Annotated in this window: 14 protein-coding genes; 8 read left to right on the forward strand and 6 right to left on the reverse strand. The window is 70.3% G+C overall.

The window, feature by feature from the left end; all coding sequences use genetic code 11:
- Positions 1–61: 61 nt before the first annotated feature.
- The 5 genes from QM711_RS16175 to QM711_RS16195 all read right to left on the reverse strand — a co-directional run bounded on the left by QM711_RS16175 (position 62) and on the right by QM711_RS16195 (position 6,280).
- Positions 62–1,501 (reverse strand): RNB domain-containing ribonuclease, encoded by a 1,440-nt coding sequence (locus QM711_RS16175; RefSeq protein WP_415101183.1) that lies wholly within the window; start codon positions 1,499–1,501, stop codon positions 62–64.
- Between the two features lie 75 nt (positions 1,502–1,576).
- Positions 1,577–3,259 (reverse strand): alpha/beta hydrolase, encoded by a 1,683-nt coding sequence (locus tag QM711_RS16180; RefSeq protein WP_415101185.1) that lies wholly within the window; start codon positions 3,257–3,259, stop codon positions 1,577–1,579.
- A gap of 237 nt (positions 3,260–3,496) precedes the next feature.
- Complete coding sequence (locus QM711_RS16185) at positions 3,497–5,176, reverse strand: phospholipase D-like domain-containing protein (protein WP_415101187.1); 1,680 nt, start codon at positions 5,174–5,176, stop codon at positions 3,497–3,499.
- Between the two features lie 166 nt (positions 5,177–5,342).
- A complete protein-coding gene (locus QM711_RS16190) occupies positions 5,343–5,540 on the reverse strand; it encodes a hypothetical protein (protein WP_415101189.1) in 198 nt (65 codons plus the stop codon).
- Entirely contained in the window at positions 5,540–6,280 is a 741-nt protein-coding gene (locus QM711_RS16195) for a zinc ribbon domain-containing protein (protein ID WP_415101191.1), read from the reverse strand. The genes QM711_RS16190 and QM711_RS16195 overlap by 1 nt, the downstream gene beginning before the upstream one ends.
- Positions 6,281–6,383: 103 nt before the next feature.
- On the opposite strand from QM711_RS16195, the gene QM711_RS16200 reads away from it, so the two are divergent.
- The 8 genes from QM711_RS16200 (at position 6,384) to QM711_RS16235 (ending at position 14,203) form a co-directional block, all read left to right on the forward strand.
- Positions 6,384–6,947: a histidine phosphatase family protein gene (locus QM711_RS16200; RefSeq protein ID WP_415101193.1), complete on the forward strand. Its 564-nt coding sequence runs from the start codon at positions 6,384–6,386 to the stop codon at positions 6,945–6,947.
- 3 nt (positions 6,948–6,950) lie between these two features.
- Positions 6,951–8,444 (forward strand): aminopeptidase P family protein, encoded by a 1,494-nt coding sequence (locus QM711_RS16205; protein WP_415101195.1) that lies wholly within the window; start codon positions 6,951–6,953, stop codon positions 8,442–8,444.
- Between the two features lie 49 nt (positions 8,445–8,493).
- On the forward strand, positions 8,494–9,543 hold the full coding sequence (locus tag QM711_RS16210) for a magnesium and cobalt transport protein CorA (RefSeq protein ID WP_415101197.1): 1,050 nt from the start codon (positions 8,494–8,496) through the stop codon (positions 9,541–9,543).
- Between the two features lie 182 nt (positions 9,544–9,725).
- The gene (locus tag QM711_RS16215) at positions 9,726–11,042 is read left to right on the forward strand and encodes a TrpB-like pyridoxal phosphate-dependent enzyme (RefSeq protein WP_415101199.1); all 1,317 of its coding nucleotides are present in this window, start codon (positions 9,726–9,728) and stop codon (positions 11,040–11,042) included.
- Positions 11,043–11,241: 199 nt separating this feature from the next.
- Positions 11,242–11,514 carry an AbrB/MazE/SpoVT family DNA-binding domain-containing protein gene (locus QM711_RS16220; protein ID WP_415101201.1) on the forward strand — a complete coding sequence of 91 codons (273 nt, stop codon included), beginning with the start codon at positions 11,242–11,244 and terminating at the stop codon, positions 11,512–11,514.
- Positions 11,511–11,927: a PIN domain-containing protein gene (locus QM711_RS16225; protein WP_415101203.1), complete on the forward strand. Its 417-nt coding sequence runs from the start codon at positions 11,511–11,513 to the stop codon at positions 11,925–11,927. Before QM711_RS16220 ends, QM711_RS16225 begins: the two co-directional genes overlap by 4 nt.
- Positions 11,928–12,044: 117 nt before the next feature.
- Complete coding sequence (locus QM711_RS16230) at positions 12,045–13,988, forward strand: ABC1 kinase family protein (protein ID WP_415101205.1); 1,944 nt, start codon at positions 12,045–12,047, stop codon at positions 13,986–13,988.
- Positions 13,985–14,203, forward strand: a complete 219-nt coding sequence (locus QM711_RS16235; protein WP_415101207.1) for a hypothetical protein — start codon at positions 13,985–13,987, stop codon at positions 14,201–14,203. The genes QM711_RS16230 and QM711_RS16235 overlap by 4 nt, the downstream gene beginning before the upstream one ends.
- A 131-nt stretch (positions 14,204–14,334) precedes the next feature.
- Here QM711_RS16235 and QM711_RS16240 read toward each other — a convergent pair whose 3' ends face one another.
- Entirely contained in the window at positions 14,335–15,297 is a 963-nt protein-coding gene (locus QM711_RS16240) for a hypothetical protein (RefSeq protein WP_415101209.1), read from the reverse strand.
- Between the last annotated feature and the right edge of the window lie 86 nt (positions 15,298–15,383).

Genomic DNA, 15,383 nt, shown 5'->3' on the forward strand with positions numbered 1-15,383 from the left:
GACCAGCGACCAGCGACCAGCGACCAGCGACCAACCACAATCTCGACCTATGCGGCGTAGCTCAGTCGGCGAAGACCCGGAACTCGACCTTCCCGGCGACCAGATCGGCGGCCACCAGGGTTGCGGCGATCTCGGTGCCCAGCCGCAGCCGGCGTCCGCCCTTGACCCGGGCCTCGACCGCGGGTTCGCGCAACTGCAGCCGGCCCGCCGTCCGGTCTGGATCGACGTCGATCAGCAGCCCGGTGAACTCCCGGCCGATGCTCGGCGCCAGCACCATCGCCTCGACCAGGTCGACGATCCCGCGCTCGTAGCGGCCGGCCCGGCGAGATGAGGTCTCCATCTCGGACGGCAACTCGTCCAGGGCGTCCAGTACCCAGCCCGGCACCGGTGTTTCGGCACACACCGCGACACAGATCTCACCGGCGTAGCGGTCGACCAGCCGCCGCAACGGGGCGGTGACATGGGCATACGGTGCGGCGATCGCCGCGTGTTCGGCGCCCCGTGGCGCCCCGCCGGTGAACGCGTCGTAGCCGGCGCCGCGGAACAGCGTCGTGCAGGCGTTCAGCATCGCCGCCTCGCGCGGGACGGACGCGTCCAGGCCCCGGACGAACTCGGGGTAGCCCATCTGTTCGGGCCAGGCGATGCCCAGCCAGCGGGCGGTGCGGCGCAGCCGGTCGATCGCGTAATCCTCGGCGGGCGGCAGGGTGCGCAGGATGCCGACCCCGGCGTCCAGCATCATCCGGGCCGCGACCATGCCGGTGAGCAGCGAGATCTGCGCGTTCCAGCCCTCGCAGGGCAGGTTGGTGCGGTACTCCAGGGTCCAACTGCCGTCGGCGGCGACCCGGACCTCCTGTTCGGGCACGCCGAGGTTGATCCCGCCGCGCGCCGCCTCCGCCGCCTCACGCAGACGTCCGACCTCGGCCAGCAGCACCAGCACGTCTTCGGCCGTCCCGCCGTCGAGCAGCCCCTGCACCTCGACATAGGAGTACTGCCGGCGGCTGCGGACCCGTGCCCTGGCGACCGTGGACGCCGTGGGCGCGCCGGCGGCGTCCAGCCGGATCTCCCAGACCAGGGCCGGGCGGACGACGTCCGGCAGCAGGCTGGCGGCGCCCTCGCTGAGCACCTCCGGATGCAGCGGCGTCCGGCGGTTCGGCGCATACAGCGTCTCCACCCGCTGGTGGCATTCGGCGTCGATCGCGCCGCCCGGGGCAACGAAGGCCGCGACGTCCGCGATGGCGTAGCGGACCAGGTAGCCATCGCCGTCTCTGGCGATGTGCACGGCCTGGTCGAGGTCCACCGAGCCCTCGGGGTCGATGGTGACGAACGGCACCTCGGTGAGGTCCCGGTCCGGCAACCGGACGCCGGCCGCGGCGCGCTCGGCCTCAGTCAGCACCGACTCCTCGAAGACATCCGGGACGCCGAGCGAGTCGCGCAGTTGGGCGAGCCCCTGGCGCAGCGGCGCGGGCACCTCGTCGAGGAAGGCAATGGTGCGAGCGGGCATCGGCGACCTCCGTTCCCTGTCGGCATCACCCTAACCGTGCCGCAATCCCGCCACCGACCCCGAAACGCTGGTGTCCTATGAGCCGGAGGTGACAGCGCCGGAGAGCTTCCCTGGTGCCTTGAGCACCCCGACGGAGGTGCGGATGGCCGCGGTGATGGCGGTGATCGGCGCGTCGGTGCGCTGCAGCACGGCGGCCCACAGCGGCACCAGCTCGTCCTCGTAGATGTGGCCGTGCCCCGGCGGGGTGTCCAGGCTGGTCGCCATGTCGGTGGAGACCTGGAACCAGGTGACCAGCGGCCACCAGCGCAGCGAGGCGTTCACGTCGCTGCCGGCCCGCTCGCGCAGCCAGTCCGGCTCGCGCCAGGCCAGCGCGCCGGTGAACCGGCACATCGGATCGGACGCGTGCTGGGCGTACACCACGCGCGGCGACTGCCACTCGCCCAGGGCGCGGCCGTACGCGTCCGCGATCAACTCGGTCGGCTTGGTGACGAACCGGATGTGCCGGCCGTTGTCGATCACCGGGGTGATCTCGGGCGACCCGCGCATCCGGGAACTGGTCAGCCCGCGGGCGATCTCGGTGAACCCTGGGGTGCCGATCCACAGTGCGCCGTCCACCCTGGCCAGCATGTCGCTGACATCGGCGAAGGCACCGTGGCCGCCGTAGGAGCCCAGCGACTCGCCGCTGACGTACACCCGCGGACGCCGCTCGGGCGGCAGCTCGGCGATGGCTTCCTCCAACGCCGCGAACAGTGCCCGGGCGCAGGCGCGCGGCGTCTCGGCGTCGGCGAGATAGACGAATGCGCTGGCCAGCCGCGAATACTGCACCGAAACGGTCGCGCAGTCACCCGCGGTCAGGTACTCCACCGCCTGGACGGAGAACTCGTCCACCCAGCCGCGGCCGGCCGGGGTGTCGATCACCAGGGTGCCCCGGCTCAGCGCGCCGGTCCGCCGCACCTCCGCCATCGCCAGCTCGACCGCCGCCTCGACCCCGCCGTCGCCCTGCGAGGCGTACACCCGGATCGGCTCCAGCGCCGGGACGCCCAGTACCGCGGCGATGCCGTCGACGCTCGGCCCGCACGAGGTGAAGATCTGCCCGCGCCGGCCCAGCGCGTCCCAGGACTGGGCGGAGCCCGGCGAGCCGCTGCGGGTGGGCAGCTCGGGCGCCCGCAGGTTGCGCGGACGCCGTCGGTCCATCGCGTCGGCCTGTTTGGAGATCCGCTCGAGCGCCTGGTGGACGATCATCCGGTTGACGATCCGGAGCACCACGACCGCGATCACCAGCGCGCCGGCGATCGAGAGCACCGACGGCAGGAACAGGTCGAGGCCGCTGCTGATCCAGGTGGTGAACAGCACGATCGCCCGGACCAGCAGCATCAGCAGCACCAGGGTGGCCAGCGCGACCCCGGTGGCGGCGATGTCGTGCCAGACCGGTTGCTCGGCCATCCCGACAAGCCGGGCGGTCTCGCGGTGCTGGCGCACTGACCACCACCAGCCGAGGACCACCAGGGCCAAGCCCAGCACGGCGAGGATCCAGATCCCGCCGGGCAGCTGCCAGCTGACCTGCACGTCGAGGTCGAGCAGCCGCATCACGGCGTCCACGGTCATCTCGAGCAGGAAGCCCACCAGGTAGCCGGCGGCGGCGCTCACCCCGCCGACCAGGCCCTGCAACAGCCAGCGGCGCGGCAACAGGCTGGGCGCGAAGCTGACCAGGAACAACGCCAGCCCCAGGACCAGGCCAACCCCTGACCAGGCGCCCATTCTGGACTCCTCTCGCCGACTGCGGCCTACCCTAACCGGCCCGTGCCTCATCGACCGGATCGCCGTCGCTCAGCGCACGACTCCGAAATGTCTGCACTCGTCGGCCAACCCCACGCTCGGCGAGGCGGGCTGAGCTCAACGAGTGCAGACATTTCGGAGTCGACGCGACCGGGGCGGGGCGGGTTCGCACCGCCAAGTGGTGCGCGCGCACTCAGCGGCGTCCCACGACCGCGCTCATCAGCCGGGTTGGGCGCCACTCATCTCGGCCAGCTTCGCCACCCGCTTGGAACGCAACGTCCCGGGGGCATACTTCTGCGTCCAGCTGTCGTCCTCGACCAGGTCGAGGGCCTGCTCGTCGGTCGCCGGCGCACCCGGCCGTCCGGAGATCCGCTGCACCACCGAGCGGAAGTAGTAATGGAAGAACAGCCGGTTGAACTCGGTGAAGTAGATGTCGGCGACCCGCCGGTCGCCGCGGATGATCACCATGTTCTCGTCGTTCTCGAGCGTGGACGCCCGGGAGAAGTTGGCCGAACCGGTCACCACCACCGGGTCCGGACCGAGCGGATCGCAGAGCAGGAATTTGTCGTGGATGAACGCCACGTGCACGTTCAGGCCAAGCTCCCGGGTGGTGGTCTCGGCCACCCACTTGCCCAGCGGCTGGTCGAGTTCCGAGCCCCACGCCTGGTAGACGTTGCGGCTGGCGTCCAGCCGGACCGTCGCCTTGCCGCGGGTCTCCAACAGGAAGAACCGCAGCGGGCCGTCCGGGGTGCCGGCGGACGCCGCGTCCGCGATCTCCTGGGCGATGCCGAAGGCGAAGGTGGCGCAGACCAGCGAGGTCGCGTCGCCCCCGATCAGCCGCGCGTAGAGGCTGAGCGCGCCGAGGTCGGGTCGCGGACTGAACACCGGTGTGATCCCGGACGCCACCCCGGCCCGCCCGGCCGGGGCCGGACTGAGCGTCGCGACGTCCGCCTTGAACGCAGCGTTGCGGGTGCGCTTCTCGGACGCCGAGTCGTCGCGGCGTCCGCCCGGGTCGGTTGCCAGCAGGTCCCAATAGGAAGCGAACGCCCTTGCCGTAGCGCCATCGGTGATCAGCTGGCCGACGTTGGACTGGCCGTGCACCCCGCCCAGAGTGAGATTCGTCGACCCGGTCCAGACCTGCTCGGGGACACCGGCCCTGGCCAGCACCAGGAATTTGTTGTGGGCGATCGCCGAGACCCGCGCCTGCCGCTCGATGATCACGCCGGCCGGAAATCCCGCGGCAGCGATCGCCACGGCACTGGCCTGCCGGGGTCCGCCCGGGACGTCCTTGAAGTCGACCACCAGCTTGACGTCCACCCCGCGGGTGCCGGCCGCCACCAGTTCGTCCAGCACCGGGCGGTAGTTGAACTCGTAGAAGGCGCCGTGCAGGGCGTCGCCGGGGACGGCTGAGCGGATGAACCCGAGCAGCACCTCGTCCAGATCGCGGCTCAGCCAGTCCAGCGCCGCCTGTCGGCGTTCGGGGGTCGGCTGCTGGTCGGGCGACTTGCCGCCGAACTGCCGCTGGTAGGCCTGGCTGGACGCCACGCCGCGGTTGAACACCACGTCATGGACGGCCCCGTGCAGCGGTTCGGTACGGACGGTAAGGGTGACCGGCTGGTTGCGTCGCGGCTTGACGGGCGTCCCGCGCATCGGGTGGAAACGGTAGGTGTAGACGGTGTCCGGCCGCAGCGTGAAGTCGTCCCAGACCAGCGACTGGATCGGATGGGTGTAGGTGGACACCTCGTCGTCGGGCTGCGGGTCGGGCACCAGCGAGCGGAACACCTTGAAACCGCGCAGCCACAGGAACGGCCCACCCTCAGCCGCACGCTCGACGCAGAAGCCGAGCAGGCCCTTACGGGCGAAATCGGACGCCGTCAGCGCGAACGAGACGCTGTTCACTCCGCAGACGGCGTGGGCCCGGATACCCCGGACCGAACGGGACCGGTATCGCATGTCTCAAGGTAGCCCCGCAGCGCCGTTCTGATACCGGCGGCGACTGGGCCGTTGCCGCCAGCGGGAGCCGGCCCGTGAGCCCACCACGAGGGCAATCAGGATGAGGCCCTCGTCAGATTACGTCCGGTCTGCGGGGGGCTTCCGGCTCAGCAGCCTCGGATCGCTCAGGATCGGACGTCATCTCGCGGGCCGGCTCGGCGTCCTCGACGCTCGGACGGACCGGGTCGTCCGGGCCCTGGTCGTCCGGGCCCTGGTCGTCCGGGCACTGGTCGGACGGCGCCCCCTGCGGCAACCGGGGCGCCCGTGCCATCACAGCCCCGATTCCGACGTCCGGATCAGGATCCGGTTGCACTCCTCGCAGCGCAGCACCTGATCGGGCGGCGCGGCCCGGTACCGGGTCAGGTCGGCGCTGGTCGCCTCCAACTGGCAGCCGGAGCATCGCCGGTGGATCAGCTCCGCGGCCCCCGAGCCGCTCTTGGCCCGGATCCGGTCGTACAGCTCGAGCAGGTCCGTCGGCAGTTCCGCCGCGACGCCGCTCCGCTCGGCACCGCGGTCGGTGAGGTCGGCGTCCAGGACGGCCAGCTGCTTGTCGCGCGCGGCCAGCAACGCCCGCAGCTCGGCCTCGCCCTCGGCGCGGGCGGCGACCACCGCGTCCCGGGTGCCGGTGGCCTCTTCGAGACGCTCCATCAACTCCAGCTCGATGTCCTCGAGGTCGTTGATCCGGCGCTTCAGGTGCTCGATCTCGTCCAGCAGGGCGTTCAACTGCTTCGGATCGGTGACCGCCCCCGAGTCGACCCGCTGCCGGTCCCGGTCGAGCCGCTCACGCACCGGCACCAGGTCGGCCTCGGCCTTGGCGACGTCGAGCTCCAGGTCGCTGACCGCGGTGTTCGCGGCGATCAGCTGCTCACCCTGCCGGCGTCTCACCTGCTGCCTCTCGGCGATCCGGGCAAGTTCGGGCAGGGAGCGGCGTCGGTGCTCCAGCTGGGCGATCGCGGTGTCGATCGACTGCAGCGCCAGCAGCCTCGATTGAGCGGTGGCAGCAGCCTGCATGGCGACCTCCTGGAGTTGTGGCCACCGACTCTACCGCCCGGACGCCGCGAGCCGTCGCGTCCGGAACTCCCCACCGGGACGCCGAACACGGTTAGATGGCGGCATGACGCTGCTGTACCTGGTCCGCCACGGACAGACCGAATGGAGCAAGTCCGGTCAACACACCTCCTACACCGACATCGACCTCACCGCCGACGGCGAGGAACAGGCCAAGGCACTGCGCTCGCGCCTCGACCCGAGCGAGTTCGGCCTGGTCCTGACCAGCCCCCGGCTGCGCGCCCGGCGCACCGCCGAACTCGCCGGCTTCACCGACTACGAGGTCACCGACGACCTCCAGGAATGGGACTACGGCGACTACGAAGGCATCACCTCCCTCGACATCCGCGCCCACCACCACCCCGGCTGGCGACTCTGGTTCAACGGCGTCCCCAACGGCGAAACCGCCGACCAGGTCCGCGAACGCCTCACCCGCGTCGTCCACCGGGTCCGCGCCTCCGGCGTCGACAAGGCCATCTGCTTCGGCCACGGCCACGCCTCCCGCGTGCTGGCCCTGTGCTGGCTCGACTTCCCCCTCATCTTCGGCCAGGCCTTCCCGGTCGAGACCGCCAGCCTGTCCATCCTCGGCCGCGAGAAGGAATCCTGGGCGGTCCTACGCTGGAACAGCTGAGCCATGACCGACGACGACACCGCGCCCACGACCGGCGAACAGCCGCTGCCCAACCGGCAAACCCCGTTCTCGGAGGCGTTCAAGGCGTTCATCCCGCAGGACTGGGCGCCCTACTCCGACGAGCTTCCGGACGCCCTGCCGGCGACGGCGTTCACCGCGGCTCGCCGGTCGGCGATCAGCGCCCAGTTTCCCGGCGACCGGCTGGTGATCCCGGCCGGTGAGTTGTCGGTCCGCTCCAACGACACCGACTACCGGTTCCGTCCGCATTCGGCGTTCGCGCACCTGACCGGGCTGGGCACCGACCGGGAACCCGGCGCGGTGCTGGTGCTCGAGCCCACCGACGACGGCCACGACGCCACGCTGTACTTCAAGCCGCGCGCGCCACGCACCGATCCGGAGTTCTACGCCGACGCCCGGTACGGCGAGATGTGGGTCGGGCAACGGGAGTCGCTGGCCGAGATGGAGGCGCTGACCGGCCTGGCCTGCGCTCCGCTCGCTCAATTCCCGGACGCCCTGGCCAAGAACGCCGGCGCCACCCGGGTACTGGTCGTGGCCGACGCCGATGCCGCCCTCACCGCGTCCCTGACGGCACAACGCATCAGCCACGGCGCCGAGGCCGACGCGGCGTCCGACCAGCGGCTGAGCGTCGCGCTGAGCGAACTGAGGCTGGTCAAGGACGACTTCGAGGCCGACGAACTGCGAGCCGCCTGCGACGCCACCGCGGACGGCTTCGAGGCGGTCGTCGCCTCGCTGCCGGAAGCCGTCCGGCGCGGACGCGGCGAGCGGTGGGTGGAGGGGGTCTTCGGACTGTACGCCCGGCACGCCGGGAACGCGGTCGGCTACGACACCATCGCCGCCTCCGGGGATCACGCCAACACCCTGCACTGGATCGGCAACGACGGCGACCTGCGACCCGGCGACCTGCTGCTGCTGGACGCCGGGGTCGAACGGGACAGCCTCTACACCGCCGACATCACCCGCACCCTGCCGGTCTCCGGACGGTTCTCGCCCGCCCAGCGGAAGGTGTACGACGCCGTCCTGGCGGCTCAGCAGGCCGGGATCGAGGCGGCCCGCCCGGGTGCGAAGTTCGCCGACGTGCACGCCGCCGCGATCCGGGTGATCGCCGAGCACCTGCACGCCTGGGGACTGCTCCCGGTGAGCGTCGAGGAGTCGCTCGACCCGAGCACCGGCGGCCACCACCGGCGCTGGATGGTACACGGGACGTCCCACCATCTCGGCATCGACGTACACGACTGCGCCCAGGCCCGGCAGCAGAACTACCGCGAGGGCACCCTGGCCGCCGGCATGGTGATCACCGTCGAACCCGGGCTGTACTTCAAGTCGACCGACCTGCTGGTGCCCGAGGAACTGCGCGGCATCGGCGTCCGGATCGAGGACGACGTGCTGATCACCGCGGAGGGCTGCGAGGTGCTGTCGGACCGGCTCCCCCGCAGTGCTGAGGCGGTCGAAGCCTGGATGGCCGGGCTGCTTCCCTGAGCCTGGATCGCGGCGTAGCATTGCGGCGGCTCGGGCAAGGAGAGACGCCATGACGACAGCTCAGAGCAACTGGGACGCCCCGGTCGCCGGTGACGACGAATCCGGTTATGTTCCGCCGGAGTGGACGTGGGCGCGCTATCAGGCCGGCCGGCGGTTGCCGTCGGACGAACTCGAGTGGGCGGTCGCCGCGGCCCGGGCCGGGGACGGCTACATCTGGCTCGGCCTGCACAATCCGTCGCAGCACACGATGACCACCCTCGGCCACCACCTCGGGCTGCACGAGCTGGCGATCGAGGACGCCGTCCACGGCCATCGCCGCTCGAAACTCGAACGCTTCCAGGAGCACCTGTTCTTCGTGGTGTCCACCGTCGCCTATCAGGAGCGGGCCAAGGATGCCCCGCCGGAGATCGTCACCACCGGCGAACTGATGGTCTTCCTCGGCGACTGGTACGTGATGACCTCCCGGCACAGCGGACCCTCCCGGATGCCGGAGGTGCGGAAGCTGGTCGAACAGGAGTCCGAGGACATGCCGCGCGGGCCGTCCCGGGTGCTGTACGCGTGCCTGTCGGTGGCCATCGACGACTTCGAGCGCGTCGCCCAGCAGATGGAGGACGACGTCGAGGACTGCGAACAGCTGGTCTTCGGCGATCGCCGTGAGCCCGATCTCGAGCGGACCTACCAGATCAAGCGCGAGCTGATCGAGTTCCGGCGCTGCGTCGCCCCGCTCTGCGCACCGCTGACCGCGTTGTACACCCGCGAGTTCGGCCAGATCCACGCCAACGCCAAGCCGTACTTCCGCGAACTCGCCGAGCGCGTCCAGGCCGTCCGGGAAACGGTGGCGGCCCTGGAGGACCAGCTCACCAACATCCTGCAGACGGCGCTGGCCCGGGCCAGCTTCGACGACAACCGCGACATGCGGAAGATCTCCTCCGCGGTGGCGATCGTGGCCGTCCCGACCACCCTGGGCGCCATCTACGGGATGAACTTCGACAACATCCCCGAGTTGCACTGGGGCCAGGGCTACTACGTGGTGATGGCGATGAACGTGATCGGGATGACCGTGCTCTACTTCCTGTTCCGAAAGTTCAAGTGGCTGTAGCCCGGTCCGGCGAACTCCGGAACGAGGGGACGGTTCTTTCGGTCACCCGCCCGAACGCCGGGGACGGTTCTTTTGGTCACCCGCCCGAACGCCGGGGACGGTTCTTTCGGTCACCCGCCCGAACGCCGGGGACGGTTCTTTCGGTCACCTCCCTTCGGCGCGGTTCCGCTAGTGTCCGAGGAGTGAGCGCACCTACGAAGACGAAGGTGGTCCTCGACGAGTCGAAGATCCCCACCCACTGGTACAACATCGTCGCCGACCTGCCCGAGGCACCCCCACCCCCGCTGCATCCCGGCACCCGCGAGCCGCTGACCCCGGACGACCTGGCGCCGCTGTTCCCGATGGGGCTGATCGCCCAAGAGGCCAGCACCGAGCGCTGGATCGAGATCCCGCAGCAGATCCGCGACATCTACCGGTTGTGGCGTCCGTCGCCGATGATCCGGGCCTGGCGACTCGAGCAGGAGCTGGGCACCTCTGCCCGGATCTACTACAAGTACGAGGGCGCCTCGCCGGTCGGCTCGCACAAGACCAACTCCGCGGTCGCCCAGGCCTACTTCAACGCCCAAGCCGGACGGACCAAGCTGACCACCGAGACCGGGGCCGGGCAGTGGGGTTCGGCGCTGGCCTTCGCCTGTGATGTGTTCGACCTGGAGTGCGAGATCTGGCAGGTCCGGTCGTCGTACGAGGGCAAGCCGTACCGGCACGTGCTGATGGAGACCTTCGGCGCCACCGTGCATTCGTCGCCGTCCGAGCTGACCCAGGCCGGACGCGGGCTGCGCGAGCGTTTCCCGGACACGACCGGCTCGCTGGGCATGGCGATCTCGGAGGCGATCGAGGTCGCCGCCGGCGACCCGAACGCGTCCTACTCGCTGGGCTCGGTGCTGAACCACGTGCTGCTGCACCAGACCGTGATCGGGCAGGAAGCGCTGCTGCAGCTGGCCGAGTTCGGCGAGGAGCAGGCGGACGTCGTCTACGGCTGCGCCGGCGGCGGATCGAACCTGGGCGGGCTGGCGCTGCCGTTCCTGCGCGAGAACCTGGACGGCCGCACCAGCACCCGGCTGGTGGCCTGCGAGCCGAAAGCGGCGCCGTCCCTGACCGAGGGTGAATACCGCTACGACTTCGGCGACACCGCCGGCATGACGCCGCTGCTGAAGATGTACACCCTCGGCCCCGAGTTCGTGCCCGACCCGGTGCACGCCGGCGGCCTGCGCTACCACGGCATGGCCCCGTTGATCAGCTTCGTCAAGCACCTCGGCCTGATGGACGCGATCAGCATCAAGCAGCGCGAGGCGTTCGCCGCCGGCGTCCTGTTCGCCCGGACCGAAGGCATCGTGCCGGCGTCCGAATCGAATCACGCCATCGCCGGCGCCCTGCGCGAAGCCCGGCAAGCGGCCGAGGACGGCACCTCCCCGGTGATCGTGATCGGCGTCTCCGGCTCCGGTCAGCTCGACCTGCCGGCCTACTCGGAGTTCCTCGCCGGCGAGATGGCCGACAGCTGACCCGTAGTCCCCAGCCACACCTCCGCGCTCGCCTAAGTATTTCGGGCTCGCTGAAATTCAGCGAGCGGCAAGTAGTTCGGCGAGCGTTGGGGGTCGGGCGAGGTGAGCACGCTGCACCCGCCCGCCCACGGTAAGGAACCAGGTTTCTTTCCTTACGGCATCCCTCGGCGTAAGTTGGGGTTCCGATGGAAGGACGAGTGTGTCGACGGCAACGCTGAGCAGCAAGGGACAGCTCACCGTCCCGAAGGACGTGCGCGACGATCTCGGGCTCGTCGCCGGGTCCAAGGTGATGTTCGTCAAGATCTCTGACGGCCAGTACCGGATCGTGCCTCGGACCGGTCGGGTCGATGATCTGATCGGCATGCTCCATGACCCCGACTCGCCGCCGCTGACTCTCGCCGAGATCGACGACGCGATCGCCGAGGGCGGTGCGGCCAGTGGCCTGCGTGGCCTGCCGGAGGGACGGCCGTGACCGAGTCCCGGTCGCGACGCGTCGGAATCGACACCAACGTCGTGCTCCGCGCGCTGCTGCAGGACGACCCGGTGCAGGGTCCCCTCGCGGCACGGGTGTTCCGTGGCCTGACGCCCGATGCACCCGGCTTCATCACCCAGGTGAGCTTGGCCGAGACCTACTGGGTGCTCGCCCGTGCCAAACGGTTGCCGCGGGCGACCTGCCTTGCCGCGGTCCGCCGACTGGTCGAAACCGACGTCCTGGAGTTCGACGACGGCGAGGGCGTCGTCCGCGCACTTAGCCTTGCTGAGGCCGGCGCCGATTTCGCCGACGCACTCATCCAGGGCGCCATGGAACTGTTCGGCATCGACGAGACCGTCACCTTCGACCGCGCCGCCGCGGAACGCCTCGGCTGGACTCTGCTCGGCTCCTGACGGTCCACCACCCAGCCCCACCGCTCGCAGGGGTGGGGGCGGCGGGTGGGGCTGGGTGTGGTAGGGGTGGTGCCGGCCACCGCCGGGACGGCCCGGGCCCGTCTATACAGTGAAGCCATGACGACCCTCGGCGTACTGATCTCGTCGCTGATCAACGCCGTCATCATCGGGTGGCTGGCCCGCCGCCTGCTCGGAACGCCCGTCGGCTGGCCGCGCACCCTGGTGCTGTCACTGATCGTCAACGCCGCAACCGCTCCGCTGCTGACCTGGGCACTGCCCCAGCTCGGTGTGAACACGGTCACCGAGTGGAGTCCGGACGCCGGTGCGGCGGTGCTGGTGATCGCCCTGTTCGGGGCCTGGATGATCGCAATCGAAGTCGGACTGCTCGCCATCGGCGAGGCGATCGTGCCGACGGGACGCGTGCCCGGGCCTGTTGAGTTGCTCCGTTCGCTGCCGCAACGGTGGCGCCGCAGCCGCCGGTATGCAGCGATCCTTCGCATTCTGATCCGGCGTGGCCTGCGGCGCTATCTGCGACCAGGCGCTCGGACCGGAGGTGAGGACGCCCGGACCGCCCGCGCATTGCGCGATGCGCTGGCCGACGGTGGGGTGACCTTCGTCAAGCTCGGACAGATGCTGGCCACCCGGCCCGACCTGTTGCCCGCGGTCTACATCAAGGAACTGTCCACGCTGCACAGCGACGTCCCGCCCGAACCGGCGAGGCGCGTCCGAGCCGTGATCGAGCAGGAACTCGGAGCCTCACCGGATGAGTTGTTCGCCGGCTTCGATGACGAGCCGCTGGCGGCTGCGTCGGTCGGCCAGGTGCACCGGGCTATGTTGCCGTCCGGGGAAGCGGTCGTGGTCAAGGTGCAACGCCCCGCGGCGCGGGCCACGGTTACCGCCGACCTCGACATCGTCAATCGGCTGGCCTCCCTGGCCGAACGCCGGACGGCCTGGGGCAAGGCGCTGGGCACCGTCGACCTGGCCGCCGGATTCGCCCGCTCCCTGGATGAGGAACTCGACTACCGGGTTGAGCTGCGCAACCTCATCGCCTGCGGCTCCGGCCAGATCGTCGTCCCCCGCCCGCATCCGGCCTTCTCATCCGCTCGGGTACTGACCATGGACGCCCTGGACGGCGTCCCGCTGTCCCGGGCGACGGTCGATCTCGAAGCTCTCGACACCGAAACCCGTCGACGCCTCGCCGAAGAGTTGCTGCTCGCCGTCCTGCAGCAACTGCTGGTCACCGGCATCTTCCACGCCGACCTGCACGGCGGCAATGTGATGCTGTTGCGTGACGGACGGCTGGCACTGCTCGACTTCGGATCGGTGGGCCGGATCGACGCGACCACACGCACCTCGCTGGCCCTGTTGCTGCTCGCCCTCGACCGGCAGGACGGCGCCGCGGCGACGTCCGCGCTGTGCGATCTGCTGATCGCGCCATCGGGGCTGGACGAGCGTGCGCTGGAGCGCGAGGTGGCCGAACTGATCATGCGGCTCGGCGGGGGGCTGCCGCTGGGCGACACCATCGCCGACCTGTTCGAGCTGGTGATCCGGCACGGGCTTCGGGTCCCGGGCCAGATCGCCGCCGCCTTCCGGGCGCTGGGTGCGGTGGAGGGCACCCTGCGGCTGCTCGACCCGCACCTCGACCTGGTCGCTCTGGCCCGCACCCTCACCCCACGGCTCACCTCGGACGGGCTGGCGCTTCCCGGTCCCGACAGCCTGCGGGACCTGGCCATAGCCCATCTCCCCGCACTGCAGCGACTGCCTCGGCGACTGGTCGGCATCGCCGAACGCCTGGAGGCCGGCACCCTGGCGGTCCGCGTCCAGGGGTTGGCCGAGGCCGGTGAACGCCGGTTCCTGACCGGGCTGATGCACCAGCTGGTGCTGGTGGTGCTGGCGGCGACCGCCGCCGCCTGCGGCGTGGCGCTCACCCTGAGTGAACTCGGCCCGCAGCTGACTCCGGTGCTGCGGGTTTCCACCTTCGGTGGGCTGACGCTGCTGCTGTTCGCATTCGTACTGGGCTGCCGCGCGCTGGTGCTGGTGTTCCGCGGCCGAGAGCCGTGAGCCACCAGTCACCCCGCCGCGTCCTGTTCGCCCGGACCGAGGGCATCGTCCCGGCGTCCGAGTCGAACCACGCCATCGCGGGCGCCCTTCGCGAAGCCCGTCAGGCGGCCGAGGACGGCACCTCCCCGGTGATCGTGATCGGCGTCTCCGGCTCCGGCCGGCTCGACCTGCGCGCGTACTCGGAGTTCCTCGCCTGCGACATGCCCGACAACTGATCCGTCTGTGGGTTCGGTATGCGTCCAGAAGCGACTTCCCGCGAGGTTGGCCTGGATTTCGCGTTCGAGGCGCCAATCGGTCGGACGCCGGCAGCAGGTCACCACCCTGCCGCCGGCACATCGACGGTCCCTCACCCGGTGGCTATGCCGGTGAAAACCGGCTCCATGGCCTTGAATACGGCGACCGCAGCGTCCTTGCCGGCAGTGCCCACGCTGACGTAGGCGGCCCGGTCGGCGGCGAGCTGGACTTTCAGCGTGTCGCTCCAGCCGACCCAGCCGGCTTTGAAGCCCAGGCCGGTAACTTCCTTGAAGCCCGCCTCCTCTGCGCTCACATAGTCGGAACTCTTGAACGTGCCGGCCGTCACGGACTTCGTGCCGGTGCCCCACAGGCAGGTGAGGGCGTTGTTGAACAGTCTCCCGCGGCGGATCATCGGCTCGACCCCCAGTGCCTCGGTTGCGGTCGCCGAGCCTGCCGAACACAGGCCGTCGCCCGCCGTGAGGCTGGGCCGAGCCGCCCTGGCGACCTCGGCTACCGCAACCTTCAGCAGCGCGGTCAAGGCCTTCTGGTCTCGCCGGTCGAGCGTCGGACCCAACGAGGCCGACACCAATACATCACCGGTCTGGGCGAACCCTCTCGCCCCTCCATAGAGGGTGAACGCTCCATCGCCGATCTTCGCCGACTTGAAGGCCGATGAGGCCTTCTCCCGGTCTACCATCGCCTTGAACTTCTTTCTGTCGAACGGGAGCATCGTGACGCCGATCGTCCACTCCTGAACGCTGCAATACTCCATCGCGGGGCCATACTTGTTGCCGCCGCCGAAGCCGACGTAACGGGAAGTCGGAACGTCGCCTTTGGTGGCCTTGCGGAGCGCGGCTATCTCCGGCTGAGCACAGATGGTGCCGGCCCAGTCGGCCTGCGGCGTGCCCTGTGTCGGGACCGCGCCCGCCGTCGGGGCAGTGGTCGATCCGGCTGCCGCCGGTCCGGACGCCGGCGCGCCGGCACATGCCGAGAGCAGTAGGGCGCTACCGCCCAGTCCCGCCACCACCCGCATCGCGATTCCCCATCGGCCGTTGCCGGCCCGCTTGTCGATCATCCGATCCTCCCATCGGTTCACTGCCCTGGCTTGGGCCGTGTGGGTAAGGATTCCGGGGTGGTGCTAAGGCAGCGTTAAGGAACGCG

The sequence above is a fragment of the Micropruina sp. genome (genome assembly GCF_047602385.1).
Classification (GTDB): domain Bacteria; phylum Actinomycetota; class Actinomycetes; order Propionibacteriales; family Propionibacteriaceae; genus Micropruina.

Bases quoted from the DNA above. Each gene is read 5' to 3' on its own strand.
- QM711_RS16175 (WP_415101183.1), bottom strand. From the start codon at position 1,501: ATGCCCGCTCGCACCATTGCCTTCCTCGACGAGGTGCCCGCGCCGCTG.
- QM711_RS16180 (WP_415101185.1), bottom strand. From the start codon at position 3,259: ATGGGCGCCTGGTCAGGGGTTGGCCTGGTCCTGGGGCTGGCGTTGTTC.
- QM711_RS16190 (WP_415101189.1), bottom strand. From the start codon at position 5,540: ATGGCACGGGCGCCCCGGTTGCCGCAGGGGGCGCCGTCCGACCAGTGC.
- QM711_RS16195 (WP_415101191.1), bottom strand. From the start codon at position 6,280: ATGCAGGCTGCTGCCACCGCTCAATCGAGGCTGCTGGCGCTGCAGTCG.
- QM711_RS16200 (WP_415101193.1), top strand. From the start codon at position 6,384: ATGACGCTGCTGTACCTGGTCCGCCACGGACAGACCGAATGGAGCAAG.
- QM711_RS16205 (WP_415101195.1), top strand. From the start codon at position 6,951: ATGACCGACGACGACACCGCGCCCACGACCGGCGAACAGCCGCTGCCC.
- QM711_RS16210 (WP_415101197.1), top strand. From the start codon at position 8,494: ATGACGACAGCTCAGAGCAACTGGGACGCCCCGGTCGCCGGTGACGAC.
- QM711_RS16230 (WP_415101205.1), top strand. From the start codon at position 12,045: ATGACGACCCTCGGCGTACTGATCTCGTCGCTGATCAACGCCGTCATC.
- QM711_RS16240 (WP_415101209.1), bottom strand. From the start codon at position 15,297: ATGATCGACAAGCGGGCCGGCAACGGCCGATGGGGAATCGCGATGCGG.